Origin of the sequence: Shewanella sp. NKUCC06_TVS, from assembly GCF_019345515.1 — a bacterium.
In the GTDB taxonomy this organism is placed as follows: domain Bacteria; phylum Pseudomonadota; class Gammaproteobacteria; order Enterobacterales; family Shewanellaceae; genus Shewanella; species Shewanella oncorhynchi.
The window spans coordinates 249,330-273,976 of sequence record NZ_JAHKQX010000001.1; the positions used below are offsets into that span (position 1 = coordinate 249,330).

Consider the following 24,647-nt stretch of genomic DNA (forward strand, 5'->3'; position numbering starts at 1 on the left):
CATTTTGGCAAAAATGCGGTAAACATGAGCCAACCGCGCGGGATAACATTTGATAGAACAAGGGAGTTGCCATGGTAAAAAGACGTGAAGCATTTGAATTAGCGGGAAAACGAGTCACAGCTGGGACGCAATTAGGGATCAAGCTGCCTGCCGCTAAGTTGTATACCGATACGCAACTCGATATTCATGTGGAAGTGTTTCACGGAGCCAAACCTGGCCCGACTTTACTGGTTTGTGCCGCCATTCATGGGGATGAACTCAATGGTATCGAAATTTGTCGGCGTTTATTAGCCAGAGTGAATCCCAAGAATCTGACGGGCACGTTAATTGTGGTGCCAATAGTGAATGTGTTTGGTTTTATTCAGCAATCCCGTTATTTACCCGATCGTCGTGATTTAAATCGTTGCTTTCCTGGTTCTAGCAAAGGGGCGCTCGCAAGCCGTTTAGCTAATCTGTTTGCCACTCAGTTATTAGTTCATGCAACCCATGTGATTGATTTACATACTGGGGCCGTCCATAGGGATAATTTGCCGCAAATTCGCTGTGATACTAATGATGAGACTATGCTCGCCATGGCGAATGCCTTTGGTGCGCCGCTTATTATGCATTCTAAAGCGCGCAGTGTTTCTATGCGAGGTTATGCTAATCAACAGGGCATTCCTTGCATTTTATATGAGGCTGGAGAGGCGTTACGTTTTAGCGAGTTGTCGATAAAATCTGGCCTCAAAGGTGTGCTCAATGTGATGCGCAGTTTAGATATGCTTAAAGGGCGAGTGAGTAACAAAGGCGCGAGTGTCAGTGCTATTCGCAGTTATTGGGTTCGCAGTGAATCCGATGGTTTAGTGAATATGAAGCTTAAACTTGGCCAGCGGGTGACTAAGGGTTATATCATTGCCCATATCGTCAGCCCCCACGGCGGTGACAGTGTGGCCATTCGCGCGCCAACCGACGGTATTATCATAGGAATAAGTAATATCCCTGTGACTAACGAAGGTGAGGGTATGTTTCATATCGCCCAGTTCGAAGGTGACGAGATTGAAATTGCCAACGAACAACTCGATGAATTCCTGATGGAATATGCCTAGATTCTAGGTCCCATCACCTCTATAGTTTAAACCGCTCTACTGAGCTGGTGAGTGAATGGGCAAGCAGAGTGACTTCGTTACTGCGTTTGGCCATGTCCATGGCTTCATTGGCATTTTGGTCTGCAGATTGTGCCGCTTCACTCATGCTCGACTCAATCCGCTGGCTGTAATTTAACTGCTCGTGGGCGGCGTGGGTGATCTCTAGACTCATTTTATTGAGGGTATGTAAGGTGCTTTCTATGTGAGCGATAGCATCCTGCAGGGTTTGGCTTTGTCCGACACACTCATTTGCTTGATTTTGCCCCGTAGTAATTGCATCGGCTGCCGTGGACGTTTCTTTTTGCAGGGCCGTGATCATGGTTTGAATTTCGGCGGTGGCGGCTTGGGTGCGTGAGGCAAGTGATCGCACTTCATCGGCCACGACAGCAAAACCACGACCATGTTCCCCCGCTCTGGCGGCTTCAATGGCGGCGTTCAGTGCCAGCAAATTGGTTTGTTCGGCAATGCTGCTAATGGTGGTTAAAATGCTGCCAATATTATCGCTTTGAATGCTCAAGCGAGACATGACTTCAACTGAGCTACTTAAACGGGCGCTCAGTTCGGCAATTTTATTGCGATTATCATCGGCAATTTGCTTCACTTGATTACCGTATTTCGAGGCTTGACTGATTTGTCTCGCCGACTCACTGGCCTGTTCTGTCACTAGATTTGAGCTAGTAAACATCTGTTCTGCTAAGGCTTTCGTTTCATCGACTCGACTGATTTGCGCCGTTGCGGCATTGGCGATGCGCTGGCCTTGCTCATTGGTTTGGGTGGCAGAGCTGTCCAATGAATGGGCATTTTGGCTGATATTGGTTAACAGCTTGGCAAGATCGTCACTCAAGGTATTCATGTTATCGATTAGGGTACCAAATTCATCATTATGGCGTTTATGAATGCGTTTAGATAAATCCCCTCGGGCGATACTGGCGAGTGCGCCGTTCACTAAGGCCAAGGGATTGAGCATGGCCTTGGAGGTGAAGAAAGAGATAAAGCTCACCATGATGATAAATACCAGTGCTAGTACAATCGCTAAGGTTTGACCCTGTTGAATATCATTACTGGCGATGGTTTGCAGGCTGGTAAATCGGCGGTCGGCTAAGTTGATTAACTTATCTAAGGCGAGATTATTCGCATTAAACTCTTTATCGGCATCGAGGTAATGTTGCTCTGCTTGTCGTTGTGCCTCAACTACGGCTTCCTGCACTTTATAAAGTTCGGCAGGCGCTGCGAGTAAAGTATTGATAATCGCATATTCTTGCTCGAATATTTGCAGTAATCCTAAGGTATCAAGCCCATCAGTTTGTTGTTTTAAAAAGGTAAAGTTAGTGGTGAGATTTCCCAGTAAAATACCGACATCCTGTTGGTGCGATTGAATAACATCCAAACTTTGAGTGTGGATCAGTTCCCCCATAGTGTTGGCTAGTGTATAGAGCATGTCGTCAATGCGAGTACCTGTGCCGACAATTTCTTCGAGTAAAGTCGGATTATCGGGGATGGAAAGAGTTTCGAGATCAATCATCGCATTACTGGCGTTGGTCTTGGCATGGTTAAAGCGCTCAAAGAGTTGCAGGTACTGCCGTTTTGCTTGTTCATTGGCGAGTTTAGCGCTAAACATGGCTTGGCTTTGCTGCAAATAGGCTTGATATCTTGCCTGCGCTTCGTTTAGGGATGTTTGCATCTTAGGTTGATCTGCAACTCGCTCAATTAACTCATTTTCGATACTTTGATATTTCTTCTGCAGCGCGGTAAATGCTTGCTGACTTTTGGTTAAGGCGGCAGTGTCTTGCTGACTATGCGCCAAGGTGGCAAGGCGTGACATTTTTAATAGCACTAGTTGTAAGCTATTACTCTGCTTTTGCACGGGTACGGCTAAGGTTTCAATATTTTGATAGGCGGTTTGTACTTGGGAGAGTGAATAGTAGAAAAAGCTACTACCAGCGATGAGCAGCGCGCCAATTGCACTAAAACTAAAGATGATTTTTTGTTTTATGGTAAGCGTTAACATAGTGCGAAAACCTCTTCTATGACTGTCCCTGTAAAATGGGTTTATTAATGGTTAGATCGCTGTTTTCGTTGAAATATTGATTTAAGTGTAGCAGAGTTCGTCATAAGTACAGTGATTAGTTCAATTGAACGTTTAGATCTAATTTAGGTTAACTAGTTGGTTTTATTATTTAAAATTATTTCAACCCTATCTTGAAAAGGATTAAAGATGAAATCAGTCGTGTTAGGTGAAAACCTTATCGTACCGACAAAAATTCTCTGCATTGGGCGTAACTATGTTGAGCATATCCATGAATTAGGTAACGAAATTCCCGAGGATATGGTGGTATTTTTAAAGCCCAATTCGGCTATTTCGACTGTGCTTCATTCTGAGCATCAAGGGGAAACCTTGCATTATGAAACCGAGCTGTGTTTTATGTTTCAAAATGGCCGTTTTAGTAGCGTCGCCGTCGGTTTAGATCTCACAAAACGTGATTTGCAAACTAAGTTAAAAGCTAAGGGATTACCTTGGGAGCGAGCAAAAGCCTTCGATGGTGCTGCGTTATTCAGTCCGTTTGTGGCGATTGAGGATGCAGAGGCACAGCTGCATTTCACCTTGAGTATCAACGATAACTTGGTTCAAGAGGGACATATCGATTTAATGATTTACAAACCTCTGACCATATTGTCCGAGCTACAGGCATTTATCAGTCTCGATGAGGGCGATATTGTAATGACAGGCACGCCCAAGGGCGTGGGAAGCATTCCCGCTAAAAGTGTATTTAACGTCACGCTGAGCCGTGGCTTGCAAGCGAGTGCTGAACCCTTACTCGAATGGCAGTGGTTAAGTGTTTAGTGATAAATCGCTGAGTTGCTCGCATGATTGAACCTGATGACGTAAAAAAGACTGCTGTATTGCAGGTGCCAACTTGCCAGCCACTGCAACAATATTTGATTGCGTTAGGGGCGAGTCAAGCTGCTGTTGAACGTTACTTACCACAGTTTAAAGCGTTGAACGTGCCGGCGGGAGAGGTGCTTCTTGGCCAAGGAGATGAGCAGTCACAGGCATATTTTGTTGTGGATGGTATCGTGCGCGCTTGCCATTATACTCAGGAGGGCATAGAGCGCTGTAAGGAGTTTTATTTCGAGGGTGAACTGTGTTTTTTGTATGTCAGTTGGCTTAAGCAAATTCCCGCTCGTTACCAATTAGAGGCCTTAAGCGCCTGTAAACTTATCCAAATGCCGTTATCTGTGTTGGATGATACTTCGCTGCAGTCAGTGCAACTTGGGTTACTTAAACAGCAATTATTGTATAAAGAACAAAAGGAAGCCTTTTTACTGCTGCACACACCTGAGCAACGTTATCTGTATTTACGCGAACATTCACCACTTTGGCTTGAGCGGTTAAGCCAAGGTCAGCTAGCTAATTATATTGGCATTACGGCAATCAGTTTGTCGCGTATGCGTAGACGACTTCAAGACTCTCTTTAACGGTTTTTGCTCCCAGTTAACTTAAGTTAATGCGCTAAAGCGCGATTCCCATGATGCTGCGCCTTAAGTTGCGCTCTCAAGTCTGTAAGGCTTTCAATCAGAGTGCGCATTATTACTTAAAGCGAAGGAGCTTAATAAGTTGACTGCGTTTACTTTGTCTCAAATTTTGGTGGCGATAGCAATTATCTTCGATCTGATTTCGTTTCAATTTAAGGCGCGGGAGCGGATAGTCGCTTGTCTTTTTGTGTCTGGCATCTTGATTTCAATTCATTTTTGTTTGCTGGAGCAATGGACTGCCGCAGGCTTAATGGGCATAGCCACAGTGCGTTATCTGACCAGTATTTTTACCACCTCAAAAGTAGCCCTATGGTGTTTCTCTATTGCTGCACTTGTGATGAGCATTGTGACCTTTAATGGGGTAACGACTGTGATCAGTTGTATAGGCACCTTGTTTCAAACCCGCGCCGCATTCTGTCAAAGGGATAAAGATCTCAGACTGCTTATGATAGTCGGAACCAGTTTTTGGCTCGTTCACAATGCCTTAGTGGGATCGCCTGTGGCAGTGTTAATGGAGGTACTCTTTATTGGCAGTAATTTGGTGGGCTATTATCGACACTATTTTCGTGGGCAGCTTAAGCAACTGCCGTGATCAGTTTAAATAATCTCATTGATAATTAGAGAGATATTTATTTTATAACGGCTAATCACAGGGGACTGTTGTAATCGTCGCTTGGCCGCCGATGTGAAGCTAATGCCAGTGTGGGTTGGCTCTGGAATGATTAGAGTCCCGCGACGGCTTCCATATCGAGTTCGATATCTGTGCAGCCTTTAGCACAGTAGATCCCTGCCGCTAGTTCTGCTTTTGCCTGCTCTGGCAATATCACTTTAAGTGTCTGTTTACAGCTAGGACATTGCACTGGCTTACCTTTAAATACCCGTTTAATCAGATTTTTCTGCTCATTGAACGAGGTCGCTGTGGTTTGATTTAACACGGCAAAGGGGCTAGTAGAAGCAGTTGTCATCGGTTGGCAGATCCTTAGGCTTGATAAAGTGTTATCACGAGAGTGTCATCGCGAATAGCGAGATTATAGCCTGAGTTGCGCGGTTATTGAAAAGCCTCAATGTAAGCTTGTGCCTAACCCATCGACCAGTGGTATTAATAGTCAATTAACGTATCGACCATCACATACGATGGCCGACATTATGCGAGAAACGACTAGAGGGTGTTTTGCCAAGTCGATGGGCGAGAGTAACGCGCGCCATCTTTGACTCTGGCGCGGATGTGTTTGACATCATTAAGCTTGAAAGCTTGGCGGTAACTTAGCCAAGGTCCTGAGTCGAGTTGGTATTCCAGCTCGGCATTGGGATATAAGCTATTGAGCACTAACTGCTGATGTTCAACACGTATCCCAGGCGGTGATATGCGATAGAAAATTCCCGCTTTAGCTAACTTAGGTTGTACCTTATTGGCATAAACCGCGGCGAAAATTTGCCAATCCTGTTTGAGCACTTGCTCGGCTTGGCCATTGAGTTGGCGGGCAAAATGTTGAGTTTGCTGGCTATAGATTTTACCTTGATAATCATAGGCCAATTCCCATGGTGCCTTATGCCATGCCCGTTCGGCGAGGGCGACCATGCGCGGGAATAACATGTATTCTGCTTGCTCGTCCGATTGCACCATTTCGCTCCAAAGATGTCCCTGCAAGCCGTAAAACCTGTGTCCCGGTTTGAGCTGGCTGCGGCTATCGTCCGACACAAATGGCTGATTTAAGCTATTGTGCCAGCGCTCGGCATGTGCGGGCAGATTATCGGGCATAAAGCTAAACACCTTAAAACTGTCTATTGCCCTCGAGGCCCAATGATTGCCGCGCTCATCTGGATGGCTAGCGTAGGGGAAATCGAAATAGGTGACTTCTGGCGTTGAGATAACGACCTTCCATCCAAGATTTGCTTGCTTATGGGCGATTTGATGGCCGTTGTTTGAAATCTGCGACCAAGCGTTAGATTGCACTTGGGCGGGCATGTTTTCGGGGCGCACTTCACCCATGCCATCATTCCAACCAGCGGCAATAATTCCTTTCTCTGCCAACATGTTCGCAACTCGCTCGATAAAGTAACCATTGAGCGAATGCAGTCCGGCTAACTCATCGGCTTTTTGTTGCTTCATCGCGATACACGCGGGGGATTCTACCCAAGCGCCCGCGGTTTCATCGGCGCCTATGTGGTAATGCACTAAAGGAATGCCTACGGCTTGGTGCATCTTTTTAACTTCATCAATCACAGTATCGATAAAGTGATAGGTGCTCGGCAGACACACATTGAGTGTGTTGTCGTGGTAATACTGAATCGACGAATATTGGGTTTTATCTGTAAATTCAGTCAGTAAAAACTCCTCCGCCTTAGCTTTGTCTCCCTTGGCGAGGTAATGGTGATAACGCGCCTCCATGGATTTTATTGCGGCGCGTGAATGCCCCGGCATGTCCAGTGAAGGGATCACTTCGATATGGTGAGCATCAGCCAGTTGTAATATTTCTTGGTATTGCGCCACGGTTAAGTAGCCATCGACGGGGTTAACGTCCGCTATGCCACTGCCCAGTTGTGGCAATAAACAGGTTTGCTCGGTTAAATCGAAACAGCGTTTTGCACCCACATCGGTCAGTTCAGGTAAGCCGGGGATGGCTAAACGCCAGCCTTCATCGTCGGCTAAGTGCAAGTGCAGCTTATTGATTTTATAGGCGGCGAGCTGTGGGATAATGCGTTTAATAAAATCGAGCGAGTGAAAGTTACGAGCTAAATCGATATGCAGGCCGCGAAAGGCGTAGCGAGGTTGGTCTTGGATCTCGATGGCGACGAGTTGATCGTCACTTAAACTGATCAGCCCAGCTAGGCTTTGTAGGCCATAGAAGAGTCCTGCTTCACTGCCCGCTCGAATACTTATTTGCTCAGCTGTTATGGTTAACCGATAGGCTTCGCTGCTTTTAATTTCACTATCATGGGCTCCAGTGCTGGCGACTTTAGGAGCTTGAGTATCGAGTTGCAATAATAGCGCCGTGCCTTTGTCCTTGGCCGAAAAGCCTAAAGAATCGAGGTAATCAAATGCCGCCTGCCGTCCCTTAAAATCGACAGTGGCAGCCGTGAGTCGATAACCTTTAGCAAGGGATAAAGGCGCTGAGTTTAGGCTTTGGCTATGAAGTGGCGTGGGGATGAGTTTGCCGCTAATGTCAGGTGCTTTGTCTGCGGCGAAGGCTTGATATTGCTCTGCTAAATACTGGCCATCGGCAAAGGGGGTTGCATCGTTTTTTGCCAGTAAGAATTGTTTCTCGGCATTAAAAGGCGCGAGGTAGTCTTGCTCAGCTAAACCCGTTTCTGGATCGCGCCTTGTTTGAGTGCTCTTTATGACCTGCGCCTTATCGCCCATAGCGACAAAGAAGTTTGGCATAAACTCGGAACGGGTGATTTGGCTGCCTTTGCTATAAAACTCAATACGATAAACTTGATTGGCGACGAATCCCTTAAAGCTGGCTTTAGGAGTGATTTTATGTAAATCGCCATTGATATGCTCAATGCTAAAGTCACCCGCATCGACGAAATAAACGGGCGATAATTGGCTGAAATAAATTTGCCAGTCGCCGTGATTTAACTCTTCGCTGGATAACTTGTCGTTCGATAGCTGAGTGGGCAAGGTCAGCTCAATGGCAGAGCGATAGCATTGGGCTTCTTTAGCGGGACAGGTTTCAAGATAACTAGCGGTTAGCTGATAATTTAATTGGAGCTTATCGGCCAATTGATTCAGCGCGACATGATTTGCCTCCTGCACAGCATTGGCGGCCTGTACTGATGGCATCGCAAGTATTGAAAGCACCGACGCCACGGGAAGCACTGCCATCATGCCGCTGACTAAGGCCGTCTTAATCCTCTGCCACTTTATTATCCCTTTCTGTGTTATTTGTCCTTTCACTTAGCTGAGTCCTTTTGTTGTAAAAACCACTGCGCGGCACCTATGAGGGCTGCATTGTGATGTTGGCTGGCTGAAATCGTCAAGTCTGTCAGTTGCGGGCCATAGACTAAGCTTTGCAATTTCTGTTTAAGCGCTTCAATAAAAAAGGGAAAGCTTTGGCTGACTGAGCCGCCAAGGATGATATCTTTGGGATCGTATACCAGTAAGGTTTGGGCGATCATGTGCGCCAAGTGTTCGCCAAAATGGGCGAAGGCTTGTAGCGCTTGGCTGTCACCTTCACAGGCTTTTTGGTACAAATGCTCGCCACTCATGTGATGATGAGTGGTGAAGTATTGCCCCGAGCAGTAGTGCTCAATAATGCCATCACGATAACTCAAACTACCTATTTCACCTGCGGCGCAATGTTTACCCGAATACAACTGACCATTAAAAATCACCCCAGCGCCTACGCCAGTGCCTAAGGTAATCCCGAGCATGTCTTGATTGTGATTGAGTACAGCTTCGCCGAGGGCAAAGAGGTTAGCGTCATTATTCACAACAACATCCATTTCAAAGGTATTTTGCAGTTGCTGGGCTAACCGCGTTGCCGTTAGTGCTGGGATGTTGAGCACTTCGAGTAAAGTGCCGCTGTGCATATCCACCATACCGGGCACCCCGATGGAAACTCCATTGGTTTCAGGCGTGAGGTGGCTGTGGATACAGGTCACGAGGAAATCGAATAACTGTTCGAAATTGCCATCGGCGGGAACAGGATACCGCCAAGTGTCGAGTAAGGTTTTACCTTCCACCTGTGCCAACATCAGTTTAGTTCCCCCAAGATCTAAACATAGGACGCTCATAATAGCTTGTTGCCTCTCGTGTTGTTTGTTGCCATCGGCTCGTCATTCTTTGAGGCCGCTTTTGTTGAAAATAATGTGGTGTTTTTAATTAAGGGACGAGCCGTTAGGGCGACATAGCCTATGTATGCCATAGGAATTAACAGCACTAACATCCCGAGCCGTAATTCGCCGGACAGCTCACTGATAACACCAATGATCGGCGAGATAAACGCGCCGCCGATAATGCCGGTACAGAGAATGCCGGCGAATGATCCATGATCTTGAGTGCGCGAATTAAGCGCCAGCGAGAAGATCACCGACCACATGATAGAAATGAAAAAGCCAACCAATGGGAAACAAATTAATGTTAGTTGGCTCGGTCCCCAAATCGCCACCAGAAAACAAACCAGTGAACTAAGGGAAAAACTGAGCAGCAAGATCTGACTGTCGATAAGTTTAAGTAGTAGCAAACCGAGTAGGCAGCCGAGCGTCATGTAAAACCAAAAATCGCTAACCACATTGGCGCCGACACTTAAGGTATCAAGACCATGATATTGCAGCAAAAAGACTGAGATACTGTTAGCAAGCCCTTGCTCAAGCGCAACGTAGGCGGCGATAGCGAAGAAGAATTTCAAAACGGTTTTATCTTTGAAAAGGCGTAAATGGGTCTCGAGGGCACCTGCCGACTCATCTGCCAGTTTATTCACTTTGGGCATCTTCACTAGGCTGGCAAAGAGCACCATGGCGAGCGCGACCACGGCGAATAACCAATACATAGCGAGCCAACTCATGTTCTCGGGCAATAGCTGTTGCACATAGTTGGCTGATGCAACACTGGCTTGATCTAAGGCGACAAAATGCTGATACACCAGCGGCGCTAAGGTCGCGGCGCCGCCAAAGGCAAGTTGGGCCAGTACGGAGAAAAAGGCAAAATGCTCAGGCCCCGCAGCTTGTCGCAATAAGGGATTCACTGCTACCTGCAATAAACTCATGCCAGTGCCAATACAAAACAGGCTAAACATGGCGATGCTAAAGGTGGGCAGACACACAAAAGTCACGGCGCCGATAAACGCCAGGCTAAAGGCTAAGATGATCACCCGCTTTTCACCGTACTTGTCCACCAAAATCCCCGCAGGAATCGATGTCACGCCGTAGGCGATAAAAAACGCAAAGGGAAATAACCCCGCCAACGTCAGGCCGATAGCATAACTGTCAATTAACGCAGGGAAAATCGGCCCCATGCTGTTGGTCATCAAAGAAATCACAAAGAAAGTGCAGAGAACAAACAGAATGATGAGTTTGTGTTTCATGTGCTTAGCCAATTGAATTAAGTGAAATTCATTGTGGCTTGACGCTCGCCTTGGTGGTGATACGAATGGTGCCTCTGTCGATACTTTTCTCACATAGTCAAATCGTGTTTGCGCTGATTGGGCTGATTTACATCAGGTGCTGTAAATACTTGCTGTAGATAGTGGGCAGCAGATAGTTGCTGCGGATGAGCATAGAGAAAACCATGTTTTAGCCTCTGCTGATAACCTATTTACTTGTAAAATAGTTACCTTTAATTAACATTGGATAGAATAGTATTGGAGTGGCGGATTTTAGTATCACTGCAAGGCTGACTTGCTATAGACAATAGTGCGCGAAGGCACAGCTATTTCGCCGCGCTGATAGGTCAAGGCTGGCATTAAAAATAAGGTCTAAGTAATTGAATAATTTAACAGGTTTGCATAACGGCTAGCTTGAGTGAATGGCGTTGAACTATAAGAGCTGATTGAAGCTAAGGTAAAGGAATGAGCAACTGGAGTTTAATGGATGAAACCTCTGTGTGAAAAAGTGATCCCCGATGAAAATAGCTCTTGGCGTTACTTTCGTTATGAATGGGACCACATGGATCTCAATTGGCATTATCACCCCGAGTACGAAATCTGCTTAACCCTCAACAGTTATGGTATGCGTTATGTGGGCGACCATATTGCCCGTTATGGCGATTATGATTTAGTGATCATAGGCCCAGATATGCCCCACGGCTGGCAATCCGAGGTTAACCTTGGTGTTTCAACTGACGAGATATCAAATGGCAACGCGCTAAAAGACGACACTTCGAATGCGAGAGTGCAGGAAGTTGTTTATGTGGCACAAATTCCAGCGGTCTGGCTACACCAAATTGTGAATGAGCAACGTGAGTTAGCGTCTTTGCATTCACTTTTGACCCATGCCAAACGAGGTGTGTTGTTTAGTGAGGAAACGGCGCGTAAGGCCCATAGTGTGTTTATCGCGATGGAGACGGCCAATCCTTTTAGACGCTATATTTTGTTATTGGAATTATTAGCATTATTACAACAGGATAGTCAGCAAGAACTCTTGTCGAGCACCTTGTTTACCCACGGTAGTAAACTCGACTTTACCGTGAAAAAGCTCGATAAAGTGATTGAGCATATCTATGACAATTACACTCAGGCCTTGTCGGCACAGGATTTGGCAAAGTTGGCGCATATGAGCACCAATCACTTCCATCGCTTCTTTAAAAAACGCACCGAGAAAACCTTAACTGAGTTTATCAATCAACTCAGGATAGCTAAGGCGTGCAAGTTACTGCTGTCAAATCAAAGTCCGATATCAACCATCAGCGATCAGTGTGGTTTCAACAACTTATCCAATTTTAATCGGCGTTTTATTCAATTTAAAGGTGTCACGCCGAGTCGTTTTCGTCAGTGCTTTAGCAGTAAACAAAGGGCAATTTAACCATTCTTATCACGGATGCTTAGGTTGAAAATACTGCTCCACTAAGGTTTGGCTGTAGCGTATCGCTTGCGCCGTGATCTCCGCTGAAATCGGCTCAAATGGGCGCTTCAGTTTTGGGTCGCGGTAATCCATTCCCGCTAACAGCGCATACCAAGAAGGGCGAAAGTAGGCGAGTTGCTGATCGTATTGGTAAAGCAGTAAATCAAAGTCTTCCCCTTGATACCAAGCTTGCAATAGTCGCGTCAGCCTTTGGGAAATGGTGACTTTTCTCGCCGCCAACCAATAGGGTTCGCTGCGCTGGCTGGTGACATAATGGGCCTGAATATAATCCTTTATGCCGAGCACTAACTGCATGACCGCCTGATTGAGTGTTTGTCGACTTAAGGTCTCTGCCTGCTTATTCAATTGATAGCGCTCGAATAACGACATAAATTTTTCAAGGGTGAATTGGGTCATCATGATCGACGTGGCTTCGAGCGGTTCGATAAAACTTTGCGCAAGTCCTATCGCCAGCACATTGTTGTGCCAAGCCTTGTCACTGACACCGACCCGCATTTTGAGAAACCGTACTTGGGTTGATTCAGGCAGATTAACACTGTGCAACAATTCCTTGGCCGCGGCATTGGCACTGAGGTGGCGACTGCTATAAACATAGCCATTGCCAAGCCTGTGGGTGAGGGGGATTTGCCATAGCCAGCCCGCACTGAGCGCCGTTGCGCGGGTATGGTACTTGGCTTGCTGTGCTTGGGTTTGCAATGCATGGTTTTGTAGATCATGGTTTTGCTGTGTTTGAGTGGAGTCTATTAATGCAGGAACGGGAACGGGAACAGTGACGGCGCTGTCGTTGAGCAGTTCATTGGCGAAGGATTGAAAGGGTACGCCTAGGGTTTTATGAATTAACTTAGCGCTAAAGCCGCTGGCATCGATAAAAAAGTCGGCGTTAAGTCGTTCGCCATTCGCCAGCATTAAGGTGTCTATATGTTGGTTTTGGGATGTTGAAACTTCAATGACATCGCCGATGAGGTGTTTTACGCCGCGTTGGCAAGCGTATTCTTTTAAGTAGTTGGCAAGTTCAGTGGCATCGAAGTGATAGCCGTATTCGTTAGCGTAGGGCAACGCTTTATTCGGCCTTGGGCTGAGATTATGTTTGGCCAGTACGCCGCTGGAGAAGAACGCGTCGGGTCTAACGGCACTGCCATGCCCTCGGCGCCTCGCATTGGCGTTGATAAAGAAAACTTCAGCGGGTTTTACATCCATTTGAAAATAGAAAGGGTGGAAGTATTGCTGCCCGTCCCCATTCCAGTTGATGAAATCGATGCCAGTTTTATAGCTGGCGTGGCATTGTTCCATCCAATCTTTTTCGCTAATGCCTAAGTTGTCCATAAAGCGTTTCAAGTGTGGCGTTGAACCTTCACCAACGCCTATGGTGCCTATGTTGTCCGATTCCACTAAACAGAGCTCAATGGCGGCAAATACGGGGTTATTCGCTAGGGCAGCCGCTGCCATCCAACCTGCGGTGCCGCCACCTAAGATAATGATTTTTCTGATGGCTTGCTTCACTTTCATGGTTTATACCTCTGCATTATCAACGCAAAAAGCCGACCCTAAGGTCGGCTATGGTGTGACTCAAGTTTAAAATTTGTAGCTAGCACCGACGAAATAGCGTGAACCAAATTCGATGGTGTTTTGGGTTAATCCGTATTTAACATCATAGGATTGCACCACTTCATTGGTTAAGTTAACCCCTTCGAGTGAGATATCTAAGTTCTCCATTGCATGCCAAATAATCGAGGCATCCACTTGTTGATAGCTGTCGTTTAACACGTTTTGAATGTTACCCACGCCTAAGTATTCTGAACGCCAGTTATAGGCGATACGGGCGCTGAACAGATCATCTTCGTAGAAGAGTGAACCGTTGAAGGAGTTTTCAGATACGCCTTCAATCATTTGTTCAGTGCCATCGGGGCGAGTGCTCTTACTGTCAACATAGGTGTAGTTGGTTAAGAAGCCAAAACCGCTTTCAAAGTTATGTTGTAGCTGGATTTCAAGCCCAGTCACTGAGCCGCTACCGCCGTTGGCTGGGGCTGTGACACGGCATTTATCCCACTCGGATTCTGACGCGCCGCAACCTTCAATGTATTGAGTCGACTCAGTGACAAACACTACGTTATCAATATCTTTGTAGAATAAGGCTGCTGACAGCATAGAAGATTCAGTGAAGTACCATTCGATGCCAAGATCGGCTTGGTTTGCCTTATAGGGTTTTAAATTTGGATTACCGCCGGTCGCAGTACCAAAGTTTTTAGCTATGGCTAAACCGGGTTTAAGATCGCTGTAGTTGTTACGCGCCATCACGGAAGAGGCCGAGGCACGTAGGATTAAATCTTCTTGCAGATCGAAGGCGACGTTGATACTCGGTAACCAATTATCGTAATTAACGGATTCATTGTAGGGCTTGCCATCGGCAAAACCAGTTGAGGTTTGGTCAGTGTTAACGTAACGCAAACCAAAGTTGCCACGGTAGAATTCGCCGCTAAAATCCGCTTGGGCGTACAGGGCCAACATATCCTCTTCGACAGAGAAGGTGTTACCGAGATCGGCGACTTCCACTAACTCGCCATTGGCGTATTTCTCGCTTATAAACGCCCACCATTTGTCTTCATCTAACTTGGCATAGGAGTCGAGTACATTGCCGCCACTCTGGGAATGCAGGCCAGACAGTACGCCATCGCTCCAGTTGGCTAGGTTGCCATTGGGCACGAAACCTAGGATTTCTGCGGGGTTACGGTTGAAGGCATTACGCTCGAAATCACTGGTATTGTACTTAATCCCGACCGCAATTTTATTAATAAAATCATGATCGAGTTGATATTCGAAGTCAGACTGTGCGTAGGTGACTTTATGATCTTGCACTGTGGTTTCGTAGTTGGCTTCCTGCGCATGCTTGAACTGGCTAGCATCGTTGGCATCTAGGCTCGTGAGCACCACTTGATAGGGACCTGTGGCATCGTAACTAAAGCCACCATCGACACTGCCTTGACCATTAGGGAAGGCGGGATCGCCAATTTTGCCGCCTTGGTCCGTCGCAGGGATCCACCAAGAAGATGAACCGCCTTGGGTGCCGCCATCTGAGGTCGATTGGCCAATGACGCCGCTAAGGGTGAAACTGTCCCCGACGTATTTTCCGGTTAAGTTGAGTACGTCAGACTTCATATTAACCGCGTGGCGTACCACAGGGTTATAAATAATCGACGCATACGCTGGCAGAATCGTTGTCGATGCCGTGCCGCCTTGGGCGTTATTTACTACGTTGGTGGAGCCCGAACCGCGGGCGCCAACGGTTAAGAAGTTATGGTTTACGTGGGGGATATCGAGTTCAAAATTAAAGTAATCTAAGGTGAACTCTGTTTTTTCAGTCGGTGCAAATTGCAGTGTGACTTGGGCACTGGTCCGTTCACGCTCGGCCCTAAATGCTTGTGAGCCAATCCCCCACGCTCCTACAGTTGATTCTTGGTTTTGTGCAGGATCAGCGGAAAAGTACTCATAGTAACCGCTGAGCGATTCTAATACATGCCGACCACTGGTGAGTTTTTCTACTGAGTAAGCGCCTAAAATACCAAATTTTTCATCATCATTTTTCCAGCTTCCGACGAAAGATCCACTCGGATCTGTTTCATCGTACAGGCTGCTTTGGCTCAACTCACCCGCCACTTGATAAGTGTGAGCATCGAGATCTAAGGGCTTACGGGTTTTGAGATCGACAGTGCCGCCCAGCGCACCTTCTTCAAGGCTAGCGGTTGGCGTTTTGTGGACTTCAACCGCACTGACTTGCTCGGCTGACAATAATTCCATGTTGAAGGTACGAGTGGCAGGACCAAGATCATACCAAGAGGTGCTCGCAACGGTTTGACCGTTCAATAGAATACGACTCTGTTCTGGCGCTGTACCACGAATGGTGACCCCACTCACTTCACCGTATTGCCTATCGACCGTTACCCCAGAAATGCGCTGCAGCGCATCACCAATGTTTTTATCGGGAAACTTACCGATATCTTCCGAGGTGATGGCATCGACCGTGGAGTCGGCGAAGCGTTTGGTATTCATAGAAGCTTCAATCGAGCGACGTATGCCGCGTACTTGGATCACCTCAATATTTTCTGCGGTTGCCTCTTGTTGCTCCGCCGCGATTGCGGTTGAGCTCATCCCGAACAAGGCGTTAGCGATACATAATGCGAGCAAAGAGCTCTTAAATAGTTGACCTTCTGACATGTTATTGCATCCCTGTAGTGCTTTTGTGTTGTTTTTTTCTCCAGTTAACTTACCTGTTATCGAATTGTTGATGCGGTACTTTTCACACTAGGATTGGTATTTTTCTATTGTCTTTGAAACCTTGGGTAAGGGGATGGTTAACTGGGTGCAAAGGCAGGATTTATCGACTTAGCGTAGAAAAGTATGGCTTGTTGCTAGGATGGTATAACTAATGCCGGCGGGATTACTCACTATAGATAAGCTAAACGGATGAGTGAACTCGCTGTCTACAGGTTATGAATTAACCAGTGTGTAAAGAGAACTAACTTATTCATCTTTAAACATTATTTATAGGATGAAATCATGAAACTGAAATCGATAGCCGTTGCAGTTGGGCTTTGTGTTGCGAGCTTGAGTACTGGCTTAAGTGCCGCTCACGCCAGCGATAAAACCATTTACCTTACCTTTGATGATGGTCCAATTGACGCGACCTTAGGGCTATTAGATGCGTTAAAGGATGCCAATATTAAGGCGACGTTCTTTATTAATGCGTTTCATATGTATGGCGAAGGAGATGAAAACGAGGCATTAGCGGCTGTCGCCCTACAACGTTTGCTAGATGATGGTCATATTCTGGCAAACCACAGTTACGATCATATGCTGCATAACTGCACTGATGGCGTGCAATCTGGGGCGGCATATTGTAATCAAGTTGGACTCTGGCCTGTAAAATCCTATCAAGATGCGGCCACTGATTTCATCTATTTCGTAACGAACACCGCCAAAGTGGTTGAACTTATTCCTAATGCCGCCAGTTATCCCAATAACAAGATGACTAAGTTGGCACGTTTGCCTTACACCAATGGTTGGCGAGTGACCAGTAAACTCAAAGGCGACGGCTTGTGTGCGACATCCGATACTGTGCCGCCTTGGGATCCTGCTTTTGCTTGTACTGCAGAAACCTCGACCAACAGTTCGCAAGTTGCGGTGCAAATTCAAAACATGCTCGCCGAGAGTGACTATAAAATATTTGGCTGGGATCTAGACTGGGGACCAGAGGATTGGGGGGTTGCCTTTCCTGCTGAATCCATGGCTGATGGGGTTGAGCTGGTGGCAAAAGTCAATCAAGTGATCAACACCTGCGCTGGAACGACGATGAATCCGCTTAACAGTCGTACGCAGAACTTAGATTGTAGTGATGGTTTACATAACGGGAAAGTGGTTATCTTGACCCACGACTTCTTGTTTGAGAATGCTCACCGCGGACAAGGTGCAACCATCAACTTGCCTAAAATTAAGCGTTTTGTTGAAGAAGCTCAACGTCAAGGATATCGTTTTGATACGCTAGATAACTATGCCCCTGCTTGGCAGGATCAGCATAATTATCAACTACCTGAGTTTGTGTCCTATCAAGATAAAATCTATTCTTTAGTGCAAGCGCATTTCTCCCAAAGCAATTGGCAACCAAGCCAAACCCCAGCCTTGTGGAAAAACGAAAAGTAGTGATGTATTGGGCTGAGTATTTACTCGGCCCATCATATTGGTCGAGTAAAAGGCATGTTGCTGAACTTAGCCTGACAAAATTCAAAATAGCGGCATTTTTTACACTTTACCCACTTCGCTTTAACTCAGTATCTGTAATACTGCTCCGACATTGATTTGAAGTTTATCGGTGTTAGAAAAGTAGCGCATAACGAGCGCGATTGGGGAGAGAAGATGAGTACGTTTGTAAAATTAACCATAGCGGCAACCTTAGTGGTATTAGCCTTACTTGCTGCGGGTATTTACCGTTTCAACATGACCAATGATGATATTTATATGGTGATGGAAGATGGACAGGTGATGCAATACGATGAAGCCATGGCGCATGAAAAAACTCAGGCTCAGGCGAATGAGATCGAAACTGTGACACCTTTTGAGGTAAAGCCTGTGGCGAATGCATCGGAAGTGATGCTCAAACTCTTTAGCTTAAATACCGCCAATCCTGTTGAAATAACGCTGCCTGAGGGCGGCAAGTCCGTTGCACTGACACATTTTATTAAGATCAAGCAAACAGAGTTTGCTATGGGCGACTACCAAGATGGTGAGGTAAAAGGTCGAGCATTACTCGATTACTTGCGCATTACACCGTTAAATTTCGATCCCGCTCTAGAGCCGGACACCCAAAGTGACGCACCGATTCAAGATGATCCTAAAATGCAAACTATGCCCTTTGTGGCGCCCTTTATTGTGACGACTCAAGGTTCAGGCGTATTTTGGTATCTTGGATTGTTTAATCTGGATTTTAAACACAATAGCTTGAAACACTTAGGCAGTGTCATGCTTGGCGATCGAATCGAAGTGGATAGTATTGAACCTGTTTATCCTTTTGAAGCCCCATTCAAAATTGCTGTGACTTATCGCGATAGAGCGTCTGACCAACCTATGTCTGAAAGCCCTGAAATAGTCAAAACCATAGAGATGGTAGTGAGTGAGACCAGCATACATAAGTAGCGTGTAAATGCCATTATGGATCTACGCAGGCTTATGCTAAGTTGTTTTTCGGTCTGTGGGTGATGTTTGCTTCAATAGCAAGCGTTAGCAGGTAATAGGTCAGCATAAGATTTCGACAAGGAGAGTGTCATGCCAGTTAGCAAAATCACTGGGAAATTTGATGTTAAGCTCACTCCTGATAGCCCCTATGCTACTGGTATTGGTGGTGTGACGTTAGGACGTATGGGCTTAGATAAAACCTTTTATGGTGAGCTTGAGGGGCGCAGCAAAGGGGAAATGCTCAGTGCTATGACGTCAGTCAAGGGCTCGGCTGGCTATGTGGCCATTGAACAAGTGGTTGGTAACTTGTGCGGTAAGCAGGGCAGTTTTGTATTACAACATTTTGGCATTATGACCGATGGACAAAATCGTCTGATCTTAGAAGTGGTACCCCATTCTGGGGCGGGGGAGTTGCAGGGGTTAACTGGCACTATGACCATCAATATTGAGAATGGCCAACATTTTTATGCATTCCAGTTTGGCTTTGAAGCTTAGTTTGGCTTTGAAGCTTGAGTAACGCCTGCGTTTTAGCTCAGTGTTCTGTAACTCTTCTCCTTTATGATCATTCGAGTCATCTGAATTCACCCTTCTTAATTTAAGCGAGTAAGTCTTTTCGATTGAGTCTGAAAATGGACATAAAAAAACCAGCTGAGGCTGGTTTTTTTGATTCTTTTTTCATAAAGCACTATCGAACCTTGAGTCTAGATCTGTGTGCTGTTACTTAAAATACGTTTAATTTAAAAAATGCCGTTGTCGCGAGAGTTAAGACACTTTTTTAACCACTTTAATTTTATCAACGACCTTTTTCACATCGTCGGTATTTTCGGCAATTTTCAGTGCTAGTTGACGTTCGGCATCGCTGGCAACTTCACCTTTCAATGTGACTATGCCATTGGCAACATCCACATTAATTTGGGTGCCGGATACGTCAGTTGAAAACAGTAAACGCGTTTTGATGACTGTGGCAACTTTAGAGTCAGTTAAGGTGGCAACAACTTCACTGGTGCCTTCTTTTTCATTCATCACAGTGAGTTGGTTATCGACATCTTTCACCCCATCTAAACTCTTGATGAGCTCTGTGGCGAGGGCTTTATCCACACTGCTTTCCACTTTACCTGTTAACGTCACTTTACCATCTTTGACATCTGTAATGATGTCGAAGGAATTGAGATTCGTGTTGAGCAGTAAAGTGGTTTCTGCTTTACCATCGATCCACGCATCCTTGGTTCCGCCTTTCCAATCTTGGGCGGCAGCCACATTTAAACTGATTGAACCGACAAGTAAAGCCACTAGTACTGATGCTGTTGTAGTTTTCATAATCATATCCTCCGTTGTTTTCTCGAAGCTAGATAATGCGCCAATCGTGCCAATGTTTTTAAGGTAATGATTTTTAATGTTTTAATTGTTTTATCTGGCGTTTTTATACCTTAGCACTTTCCTTTTGGTCGGTCTTTTTTACCGACAAAATGTAATTTTTTCTGGCATGCTGAGCCATCATTCGAGCATAAAAAACCGCACTCATCAGTGCGGTATTATGTCTGTAGTAAAAGTGGGGGAGTCGGTTAAATATGGCTCACTTAGCGACAGAGAATTAATGGTGATTGAGCGATCCCGTACCGTCGTAACTCATTTGCAGCCAAGCGGCACCCTCTGCAAGTTGGTTTGCAAGTTGTGGCTGATGCGCTTGCCTTACTGCTTGTTTTATTTGGATTAGCACTTGCTGCTCTATGTCGACAAGGGCGGTCATAGCCTGCGAAATTTGGCACTGTTGCAGCAATTCTGTTGCTTGAGCATAAGTGACGTGCACGGTGTGACTTAGGCCATTAATTGGCTCGTCAGCCAAACGTCTCAGCTGTTCAAACCGAGTTAACATTCGTTGGTGGATGTTAGCTTTGGCGGAAAAAACACGTTTAAGATTATAGTCTTCGACATACCTCCTCGCTTGGTTGTAAAATGTGAGTCCTTCTTGATTCAGCTTGATGATTTCATCGATCAACATGATATCGGCGCGGATATCAGTCTGATGTTGCACAACATTAGACTTCATTATGGGCCTCCTAATGCCAGTGTTCGACATAGATTGTTTAACTGCTTGGGTAAACTGATTTTGTTTCGTTCAGCTACCATGCATATTCTGTTCTCGTTTTTAATGATATTTTAACAGGCTGATTTTTAGACTGATATTCTCCGTTCATCGAGATATCATCTTAGAACATCGGCAACTATTACCGTTGCTGTTGTTAAAATTTCATGGCTGACATACAGTAGTTTTTCATACAGGGAGTAGATACGCATGGCTCGACTGACACTTTTTTATCACTTGCAGGATGTTAGCGCCGAGCAAGCAATCATCGAACTTGCTGGCGCTGCTGACTTTAATAAGCTACGCAGTGTCGATGACTTACCTTGGATAGAGCAGCTAGGGGCAAATCACGTCGATGTTGCCATTATTGAGTTATCCAGTCTTAGTCGTGAAGATTACCTTGTGCTGCTGGATAATGCGGCCATGTCAAATATTGAGTTTATTTTTCTCTCCGACGGTCAGCCAAACCCCAATCTTGATCAGTTAATGTCTCATTTTGCTGGTTACCACTTTCGCAAACCTTACGATATGCCGCTAATCAGCGAAATTTTTGCTGATTTTGCACAGTATTTAGCATCATCGCCTAATCGACTGCATCCTTTTGCTAGCGAGCTAGACCAATACGGTTTGCTTGTTGGTTCATCAGCTCCTATGCACAAGCTATATCGCACAATTCGTCGCGTTTCTGCGACAGGCAGTAATGTGCTGATTATTGGGGAAAGTGGGGTCGGGAAAGAACTGGTTGCTAATACCATACATCTTGCCAGCCCTAGGGTGAACGAGCCTTTTATTGCGATTAACTGTGGTGCATTAAGCCCAGAATTGGTCGACAGTGAGCTGTTTGGTCATGTCAAAGGCGCATTTACGGGGGCGAATCGGGATCACAAAGGCGTATTTGAACAGGCTGAAGGCGGGACCTTGTTTCTCGATGAAGTCACCGAAATGCCGATTGATCATCAAGTGAAGTTACTCAGAGTGTTGGAAAATAGCGAGTATCGTCCTGTGGGTGGCGACAAAGTGCAACGTGCAAACGTACGTATTGTGGCAGCGACTAACCGTGATCCCATAGTGGCGATAGAGGCTGGGTTATTTCGAGAAGATTTGTACTTTCGTTTGGCTCAGTTTCCCATTCGCGTTCCGCCCTTACGGGAACGTGGCGAGGATATTATTGGGCTTGCGCAGCATTTTCTTGCCTATCGTAACGTGGCCGAAAAGCAGAATAAGAGCTTAGCTGAAGACTGTATTCAGATGATTGCTAAGTACCCTTGGTCTGGTAATGTGCGCGAATTAAAACATGCAATTGAGCGAGCCTATATTCTGGCCGATCAGGATATTTTACCCAGCCATTTACAGCTACCTCAGACGAATGAAGTGGGTTTATGTGGTGGTGAACAAGTTGTTATCCCCCAAGGCATGCGCTTAGATGATTTAGAGAGAATCGCTATTTATCAAGCACTAGAAACCACTCAAGGTAATAAAACGGATACCGCCGAACAACTGGGGATCAGCGTTAAAACCCTCTACAACAAGCTCAGCAAGTACGAGCAGCAAGTCGAGACCGGTGAAACGACTGCTGAATAAACATTAATTATCAAATTAATATTGAAACAGAGCTAAGTTTTATACTCTTTTTTTTGTAAATAATAACTCCTATTCTACAGCCCTTAAACAGAAAAAGCGGAGATAGAATATGAAACACTTATTAACAACAGCATTATGGCTTTCTTTGACAGCCAGTAGTTTTGTAAACGCCACCCCAGCAGTAGGAAGTCTTGAAACAGTCGCTGAATTGCCAATACGACCTGGCAATGTCAGCGTCACTGCACAAGGTCGGATTTTTGCCACAGTACATCCATTTGATACACCATCAGGTTTGCAATTGATTGAAGTTAATCGTGAGACCAACGCTTATAAAGCTTGGCCTTCAATGGATTTGCAAAAAACATCGACAGCCAATACTGCTCAATTTGATACCTTATTAGGTATTGCTCAGGACAAGGCTGGACACCTCTGGACCGCAGATATGGGGTTAGAATTAGGCCAAACAAGGATTTGGGGATTCAACATTAAGGACGGCAGTCTATATAAACAAATCGTCCTACCACAAGCTCTCGCGCCTAAAGGCAGCTTTATGCAGGATTTGGTTGTCGACTCTCAAAAAGGCTGGATTTATTTAGCTGATATCGCCAACCCTGGCCTCTTAGCGGTGCGTATCGACGATGGTCATACAATACGTTTTTCAGGTCATAGCTCGCTGCAGGCCGAAACGGATGCAGTAATGAACATAGATAACAAAACAACATTGTTTAATGGCAAAGTCGCCAGTGTAGCGGTCAATCCAATCAGTTTATCTGCCGACGGAAGTACACTCTATTATGGTGCAATGAATGGCTCTCACTGGTATCAGTTATCGACTGCGGCTTTACAAACAGGCAATAATGATAAAATTATCGCCACGGTAAAATTAGTCGGAGCCAAGCCTGTATCAGATGGCGCAGCAACGTCCAAACAAGGTAATCATTACTTTACCAATTTGAACCACAATGCCATTTCCATGCTAGATAACAAAGGCACACTAACAACAGCGGTCAGTTCTCCACTACTGGATTTTCCTGATAGTGTGCAATTTGGTGAAACAGGCTGGTTATATATTTCAGTGAACCAATTGCATAAAGCAAAAGCCTTTAATGGAAAAGCCGAAACAGCCAAACCGCCTTATCGTATCATGCGACTCTGGACCGGTGAGGATACTGCTGCGGGTCAATAACACCTTAGCTGCAACTGCAAAGTTGCAGCTTATATTTGCAGTATGAGTTATATCGCAACTGTTTATTTACGTTGATGTGAGTCTTTGGTTTAACTCGAAAGCGTCTAGAAATGAGTTAGGTGTTGATTGTGCAAACTATCAATGCCTCTTATTGTTACTGGGACAGGTCAATATTGAATGGTGAGATAATTTTTGGAACAAGGAACAAGGAACAAGGAACAAGTTCAGTGAAATTCAATCAACCTTCTAAAAATGCATTTTATATTCAAACTCTGAGTACTCAGTACCGACCTCTATTATGGCTGTTTGCTGCTGGGTTATTACTGCTTGGTTTACTCTGCGCCAGAGCAACCTATTTACAATCCGATCCGATACTACAGCTCGTTCTCGGCTGGGTAACATTGTTTCTATTGTTACCCGTGTTACCGACTGCGTTTGTTCAGCAACAGTGTTGGTTAGATGCTGAGCAACAGCAATTGTGGCTCGGTAAAGGTTTATTCAATGGGAGGTATATGGGATTGTGGCGGTGGCGTTCCTATGCCTTTTCGGACATCAAAGCAGTGCAACTTTATCAGCTGCAAATCACTCGCTGGCATCAGATCAGCCGCAATCGCCAAGCGGAAGATACTGTCCAACATTATCTGGCTTATTTAGAATTGTACCAGCCCAACGGTGCTCAATTGATATTAGGTGACAGTACTGATAGAAAGGAATTACAACAAGTTCTACAGCAATGCGCGCAGGCGATAGATTGTAAATTTCAGGATTTTAGTAACACCACTCAAAAATCACTTCCCAAAGGTAGTGAATTTAATTTCATGCGGGTACTGGTTCTGCTGGTTATATTTATTTTGTTGAATATTTTATATTTTTTGTTCGTTCTATAAATGCTCAG

20 protein-coding genes are annotated in these 24,647 nt (G+C 45.5%); 11 read left to right on the forward strand and 9 right to left on the reverse strand.

Annotated elements, in window-relative coordinates:
* Positions 1-71 precede the first annotated feature (71 nt).
* The gene (locus KO531_RS01005) at positions 72-1,085 is read left to right on the forward strand and encodes a succinylglutamate desuccinylase/aspartoacylase family protein (protein WP_028760658.1); all 1,014 of its coding nucleotides are present in this window, start codon (positions 72-74) and stop codon (positions 1,083-1,085) included.
* Between the two features lie 19 nt (positions 1,086-1,104).
* Here the strand turns inward: KO531_RS01005 and KO531_RS01010 are convergent, their stop codons facing one another.
* Positions 1,105-3,132, reverse strand: a complete 2,028-nt coding sequence (locus KO531_RS01010; protein ID WP_219250151.1) for a methyl-accepting chemotaxis protein — start codon at positions 3,130-3,132, stop codon at positions 1,105-1,107.
* A gap of 207 nt (positions 3,133-3,339) precedes the next feature.
* On the opposite strand from KO531_RS01010, the gene KO531_RS01015 reads away from it, so the two are divergent.
* The 3 genes from KO531_RS01015 to KO531_RS01025 all read left to right on the forward strand — a co-directional run bounded on the left by KO531_RS01015 (position 3,340) and on the right by KO531_RS01025 (position 5,250).
* Positions 3,340-3,966, forward strand: a complete 627-nt coding sequence (locus KO531_RS01015) for a fumarylacetoacetate hydrolase family protein (protein ID WP_219250152.1) — start codon at positions 3,340-3,342, stop codon at positions 3,964-3,966.
* A 23-nt stretch (positions 3,967-3,989) separates the two neighbouring features.
* Positions 3,990-4,601: a Crp/Fnr family transcriptional regulator gene (locus KO531_RS01020; protein WP_219250153.1), complete on the forward strand. Its 612-nt coding sequence runs from the start codon at positions 3,990-3,992 to the stop codon at positions 4,599-4,601.
* 139 nt (positions 4,602-4,740) lie between these two features.
* On the forward strand, positions 4,741-5,250 hold the full coding sequence (locus KO531_RS01025; RefSeq protein WP_028760654.1) for a YgjV family protein: 510 nt from the start codon (positions 4,741-4,743) through the stop codon (positions 5,248-5,250).
* Between the two features lie 130 nt (positions 5,251-5,380).
* Here KO531_RS01025 and KO531_RS01030 read toward each other — a convergent pair whose 3' ends face one another.
* From KO531_RS01030 to KO531_RS01045, 4 genes are all read right to left on the reverse strand, one after another.
* Positions 5,381-5,623, reverse strand: coding sequence for a hypothetical protein (locus tag KO531_RS01030; RefSeq protein WP_219250154.1), 243 nt, complete (start codon positions 5,621-5,623; stop codon positions 5,381-5,383).
* 194 nt (positions 5,624-5,817) lie between these two features.
* Positions 5,818-8,559 (reverse strand): family 20 glycosylhydrolase, encoded by a 2,742-nt coding sequence (locus KO531_RS01035; RefSeq protein WP_219250155.1) that lies wholly within the window; start codon positions 8,557-8,559, stop codon positions 5,818-5,820.
* Entirely contained in the window at positions 8,556-9,398 is an 843-nt protein-coding gene (locus KO531_RS01040; protein ID WP_173245922.1) for an ROK family protein, read from the reverse strand. The genes KO531_RS01035 and KO531_RS01040 overlap by 4 nt, the downstream gene beginning before the upstream one ends.
* Positions 9,395-10,687 (reverse strand): MFS transporter, encoded by a 1,293-nt coding sequence (locus KO531_RS01045; protein ID WP_173245919.1) that lies wholly within the window; start codon positions 10,685-10,687, stop codon positions 9,395-9,397. The genes KO531_RS01040 and KO531_RS01045 overlap by 4 nt, the downstream gene beginning before the upstream one ends.
* 505 nt (positions 10,688-11,192) lie before the next feature.
* On the opposite strand from KO531_RS01045, the gene KO531_RS01050 reads away from it, so the two are divergent.
* Positions 11,193-12,122, forward strand: coding sequence for an AraC family transcriptional regulator (locus KO531_RS01050; protein ID WP_219250156.1), 930 nt, complete (start codon positions 11,193-11,195; stop codon positions 12,120-12,122).
* Positions 12,123-12,131: 9 nt separating this feature from the next.
* On the opposite strand, the gene KO531_RS01055 is transcribed toward KO531_RS01050, so the two are convergent.
* Positions 12,132-13,688, reverse strand: a complete 1,557-nt coding sequence (locus KO531_RS01055) for a tryptophan halogenase family protein (RefSeq protein ID WP_219250157.1) — start codon at positions 13,686-13,688, stop codon at positions 12,132-12,134.
* A gap of 66 nt (positions 13,689-13,754) precedes the next feature.
* Positions 13,755-16,391, reverse strand: coding sequence for a TonB-dependent receptor (locus KO531_RS01060; protein ID WP_219250158.1), 2,637 nt, complete (start codon positions 16,389-16,391; stop codon positions 13,755-13,757).
* Between the two features lie 342 nt (positions 16,392-16,733).
* On the opposite strand from KO531_RS01060, the gene KO531_RS01065 reads away from it, so the two are divergent.
* The 3 genes from KO531_RS01065 to KO531_RS01075 all read left to right on the forward strand — a co-directional run bounded on the left by KO531_RS01065 (position 16,734) and on the right by KO531_RS01075 (position 19,397).
* Positions 16,734-17,873, forward strand: a complete 1,140-nt coding sequence (locus tag KO531_RS01065; protein WP_219250159.1) for a polysaccharide deacetylase family protein — start codon at positions 16,734-16,736, stop codon at positions 17,871-17,873.
* 213 nt (positions 17,874-18,086) lie between these two features.
* Positions 18,087-18,863 carry a hypothetical protein gene (locus tag KO531_RS01070; RefSeq protein ID WP_105249748.1) on the forward strand — a complete coding sequence of 259 codons (777 nt, stop codon included), beginning with the start codon at positions 18,087-18,089 and terminating at the stop codon, positions 18,861-18,863.
* A gap of 129 nt (positions 18,864-18,992) precedes the next feature.
* Positions 18,993-19,397, forward strand: coding sequence for a DUF3224 domain-containing protein (locus tag KO531_RS01075; RefSeq protein WP_219250160.1), 405 nt, complete (start codon positions 18,993-18,995; stop codon positions 19,395-19,397).
* A gap of 267 nt (positions 19,398-19,664) precedes the next feature.
* Here the strand turns inward: KO531_RS01075 and KO531_RS01080 are convergent, their stop codons facing one another.
* Both KO531_RS01080 and KO531_RS01085 read right to left on the reverse strand, forming a co-directional pair.
* Positions 19,665-20,219: a BON domain-containing protein gene (locus KO531_RS01080; protein ID WP_105249747.1), complete on the reverse strand. Its 555-nt coding sequence runs from the start codon at positions 20,217-20,219 to the stop codon at positions 19,665-19,667.
* 274 nt (positions 20,220-20,493) lie between these two features.
* Complete coding sequence (locus KO531_RS01085; RefSeq protein ID WP_219250161.1) at positions 20,494-20,949, reverse strand: glutamyl-tRNA reductase; 456 nt, start codon at positions 20,947-20,949, stop codon at positions 20,494-20,496.
* Positions 20,950-21,195: 246 nt separating this feature from the next.
* Between KO531_RS01085 and KO531_RS01090 the strand changes: the two genes are divergently transcribed.
* From KO531_RS01090 to KO531_RS01100, 3 genes are all read left to right on the forward strand, one after another.
* A complete protein-coding gene (locus tag KO531_RS01090; protein WP_219250162.1) occupies positions 21,196-22,566 on the forward strand; it encodes a sigma-54 dependent transcriptional regulator in 1,371 nt (456 codons plus the stop codon).
* Positions 22,567-22,675: 109 nt separating this feature from the next.
* Positions 22,676-23,752, forward strand: a complete 1,077-nt coding sequence (locus KO531_RS01095) for an L-dopachrome tautomerase-related protein (protein WP_219250163.1) — start codon at positions 22,676-22,678, stop codon at positions 23,750-23,752.
* A 128-nt stretch (positions 23,753-23,880) separates the two neighbouring features.
* Positions 23,881-24,639 (forward strand): hypothetical protein, encoded by a 759-nt coding sequence (locus KO531_RS01100; protein ID WP_346345237.1) that lies wholly within the window; start codon positions 23,881-23,883, stop codon positions 24,637-24,639.
* Positions 24,640-24,647: the final 8 nt, after the last annotated feature.

What these genes read in the sequence shown, in the direction of transcription:
- KO531_RS01075 (WP_219250160.1), top strand. Translation starts at nt 18,993, where the DNA reads ATGCCAGTTAGCAAAATCACTGGGAAATTTGATGTTAAGCTCACTCCT.
- KO531_RS01005 (WP_028760658.1), top strand. Translation starts at nt 72, where the DNA reads ATGGTAAAAAGACGTGAAGCATTTGAATTAGCGGGAAAACGAGTCACA.
- KO531_RS01020 (WP_219250153.1), top strand. Translation starts at nt 3,990, where the DNA reads ATGATTGAACCTGATGACGTAAAAAAGACTGCTGTATTGCAGGTGCCA.
- KO531_RS01070 (WP_105249748.1), top strand. Translation starts at nt 18,087, where the DNA reads ATGAGTACGTTTGTAAAATTAACCATAGCGGCAACCTTAGTGGTATTA.
- KO531_RS01055 (WP_219250157.1), bottom strand. Translation starts at nt 13,688, where the DNA reads ATGAAAGTGAAGCAAGCCATCAGAAAAATCATTATCTTAGGTGGCGGC.
- KO531_RS01050 (WP_219250156.1), top strand. Translation starts at nt 11,193, where the DNA reads ATGAAACCTCTGTGTGAAAAAGTGATCCCCGATGAAAATAGCTCTTGG.
- KO531_RS01090 (WP_219250162.1), top strand. Translation starts at nt 21,196, where the DNA reads ATGGCTCGACTGACACTTTTTTATCACTTGCAGGATGTTAGCGCCGAG.
- KO531_RS01065 (WP_219250159.1), top strand. Translation starts at nt 16,734, where the DNA reads ATGAAACTGAAATCGATAGCCGTTGCAGTTGGGCTTTGTGTTGCGAGC.
- KO531_RS01030 (WP_219250154.1), bottom strand. Translation starts at nt 5,623, where the DNA reads ATGACAACTGCTTCTACTAGCCCCTTTGCCGTGTTAAATCAAACCACA.
- KO531_RS01045 (WP_173245919.1), bottom strand. Translation starts at nt 10,687, where the DNA reads ATGAAACACAAACTCATCATTCTGTTTGTTCTCTGCACTTTCTTTGTG.
- KO531_RS01085 (WP_219250161.1), bottom strand. Translation starts at nt 20,949, where the DNA reads ATGAAGTCTAATGTTGTGCAACATCAGACTGATATCCGCGCCGATATC.
- KO531_RS01060 (WP_219250158.1), bottom strand. Translation starts at nt 16,391, where the DNA reads ATGTCAGAAGGTCAACTATTTAAGAGCTCTTTGCTCGCATTATGTATC.
- KO531_RS01040 (WP_173245922.1), bottom strand. Translation starts at nt 9,398, where the DNA reads ATGAGCGTCCTATGTTTAGATCTTGGGGGAACTAAACTGATGTTGGCA.
- KO531_RS01095 (WP_219250163.1), top strand. Translation starts at nt 22,676, where the DNA reads ATGAAACACTTATTAACAACAGCATTATGGCTTTCTTTGACAGCCAGT.
- KO531_RS01080 (WP_105249747.1), bottom strand. Translation starts at nt 20,219, where the DNA reads ATGAAAACTACAACAGCATCAGTACTAGTGGCTTTACTTGTCGGTTCA.
- KO531_RS01010 (WP_219250151.1), bottom strand. Translation starts at nt 3,132, where the DNA reads ATGTTAACGCTTACCATAAAACAAAAAATCATCTTTAGTTTTAGTGCA.
- KO531_RS01015 (WP_219250152.1), top strand. Translation starts at nt 3,340, where the DNA reads ATGAAATCAGTCGTGTTAGGTGAAAACCTTATCGTACCGACAAAAATT.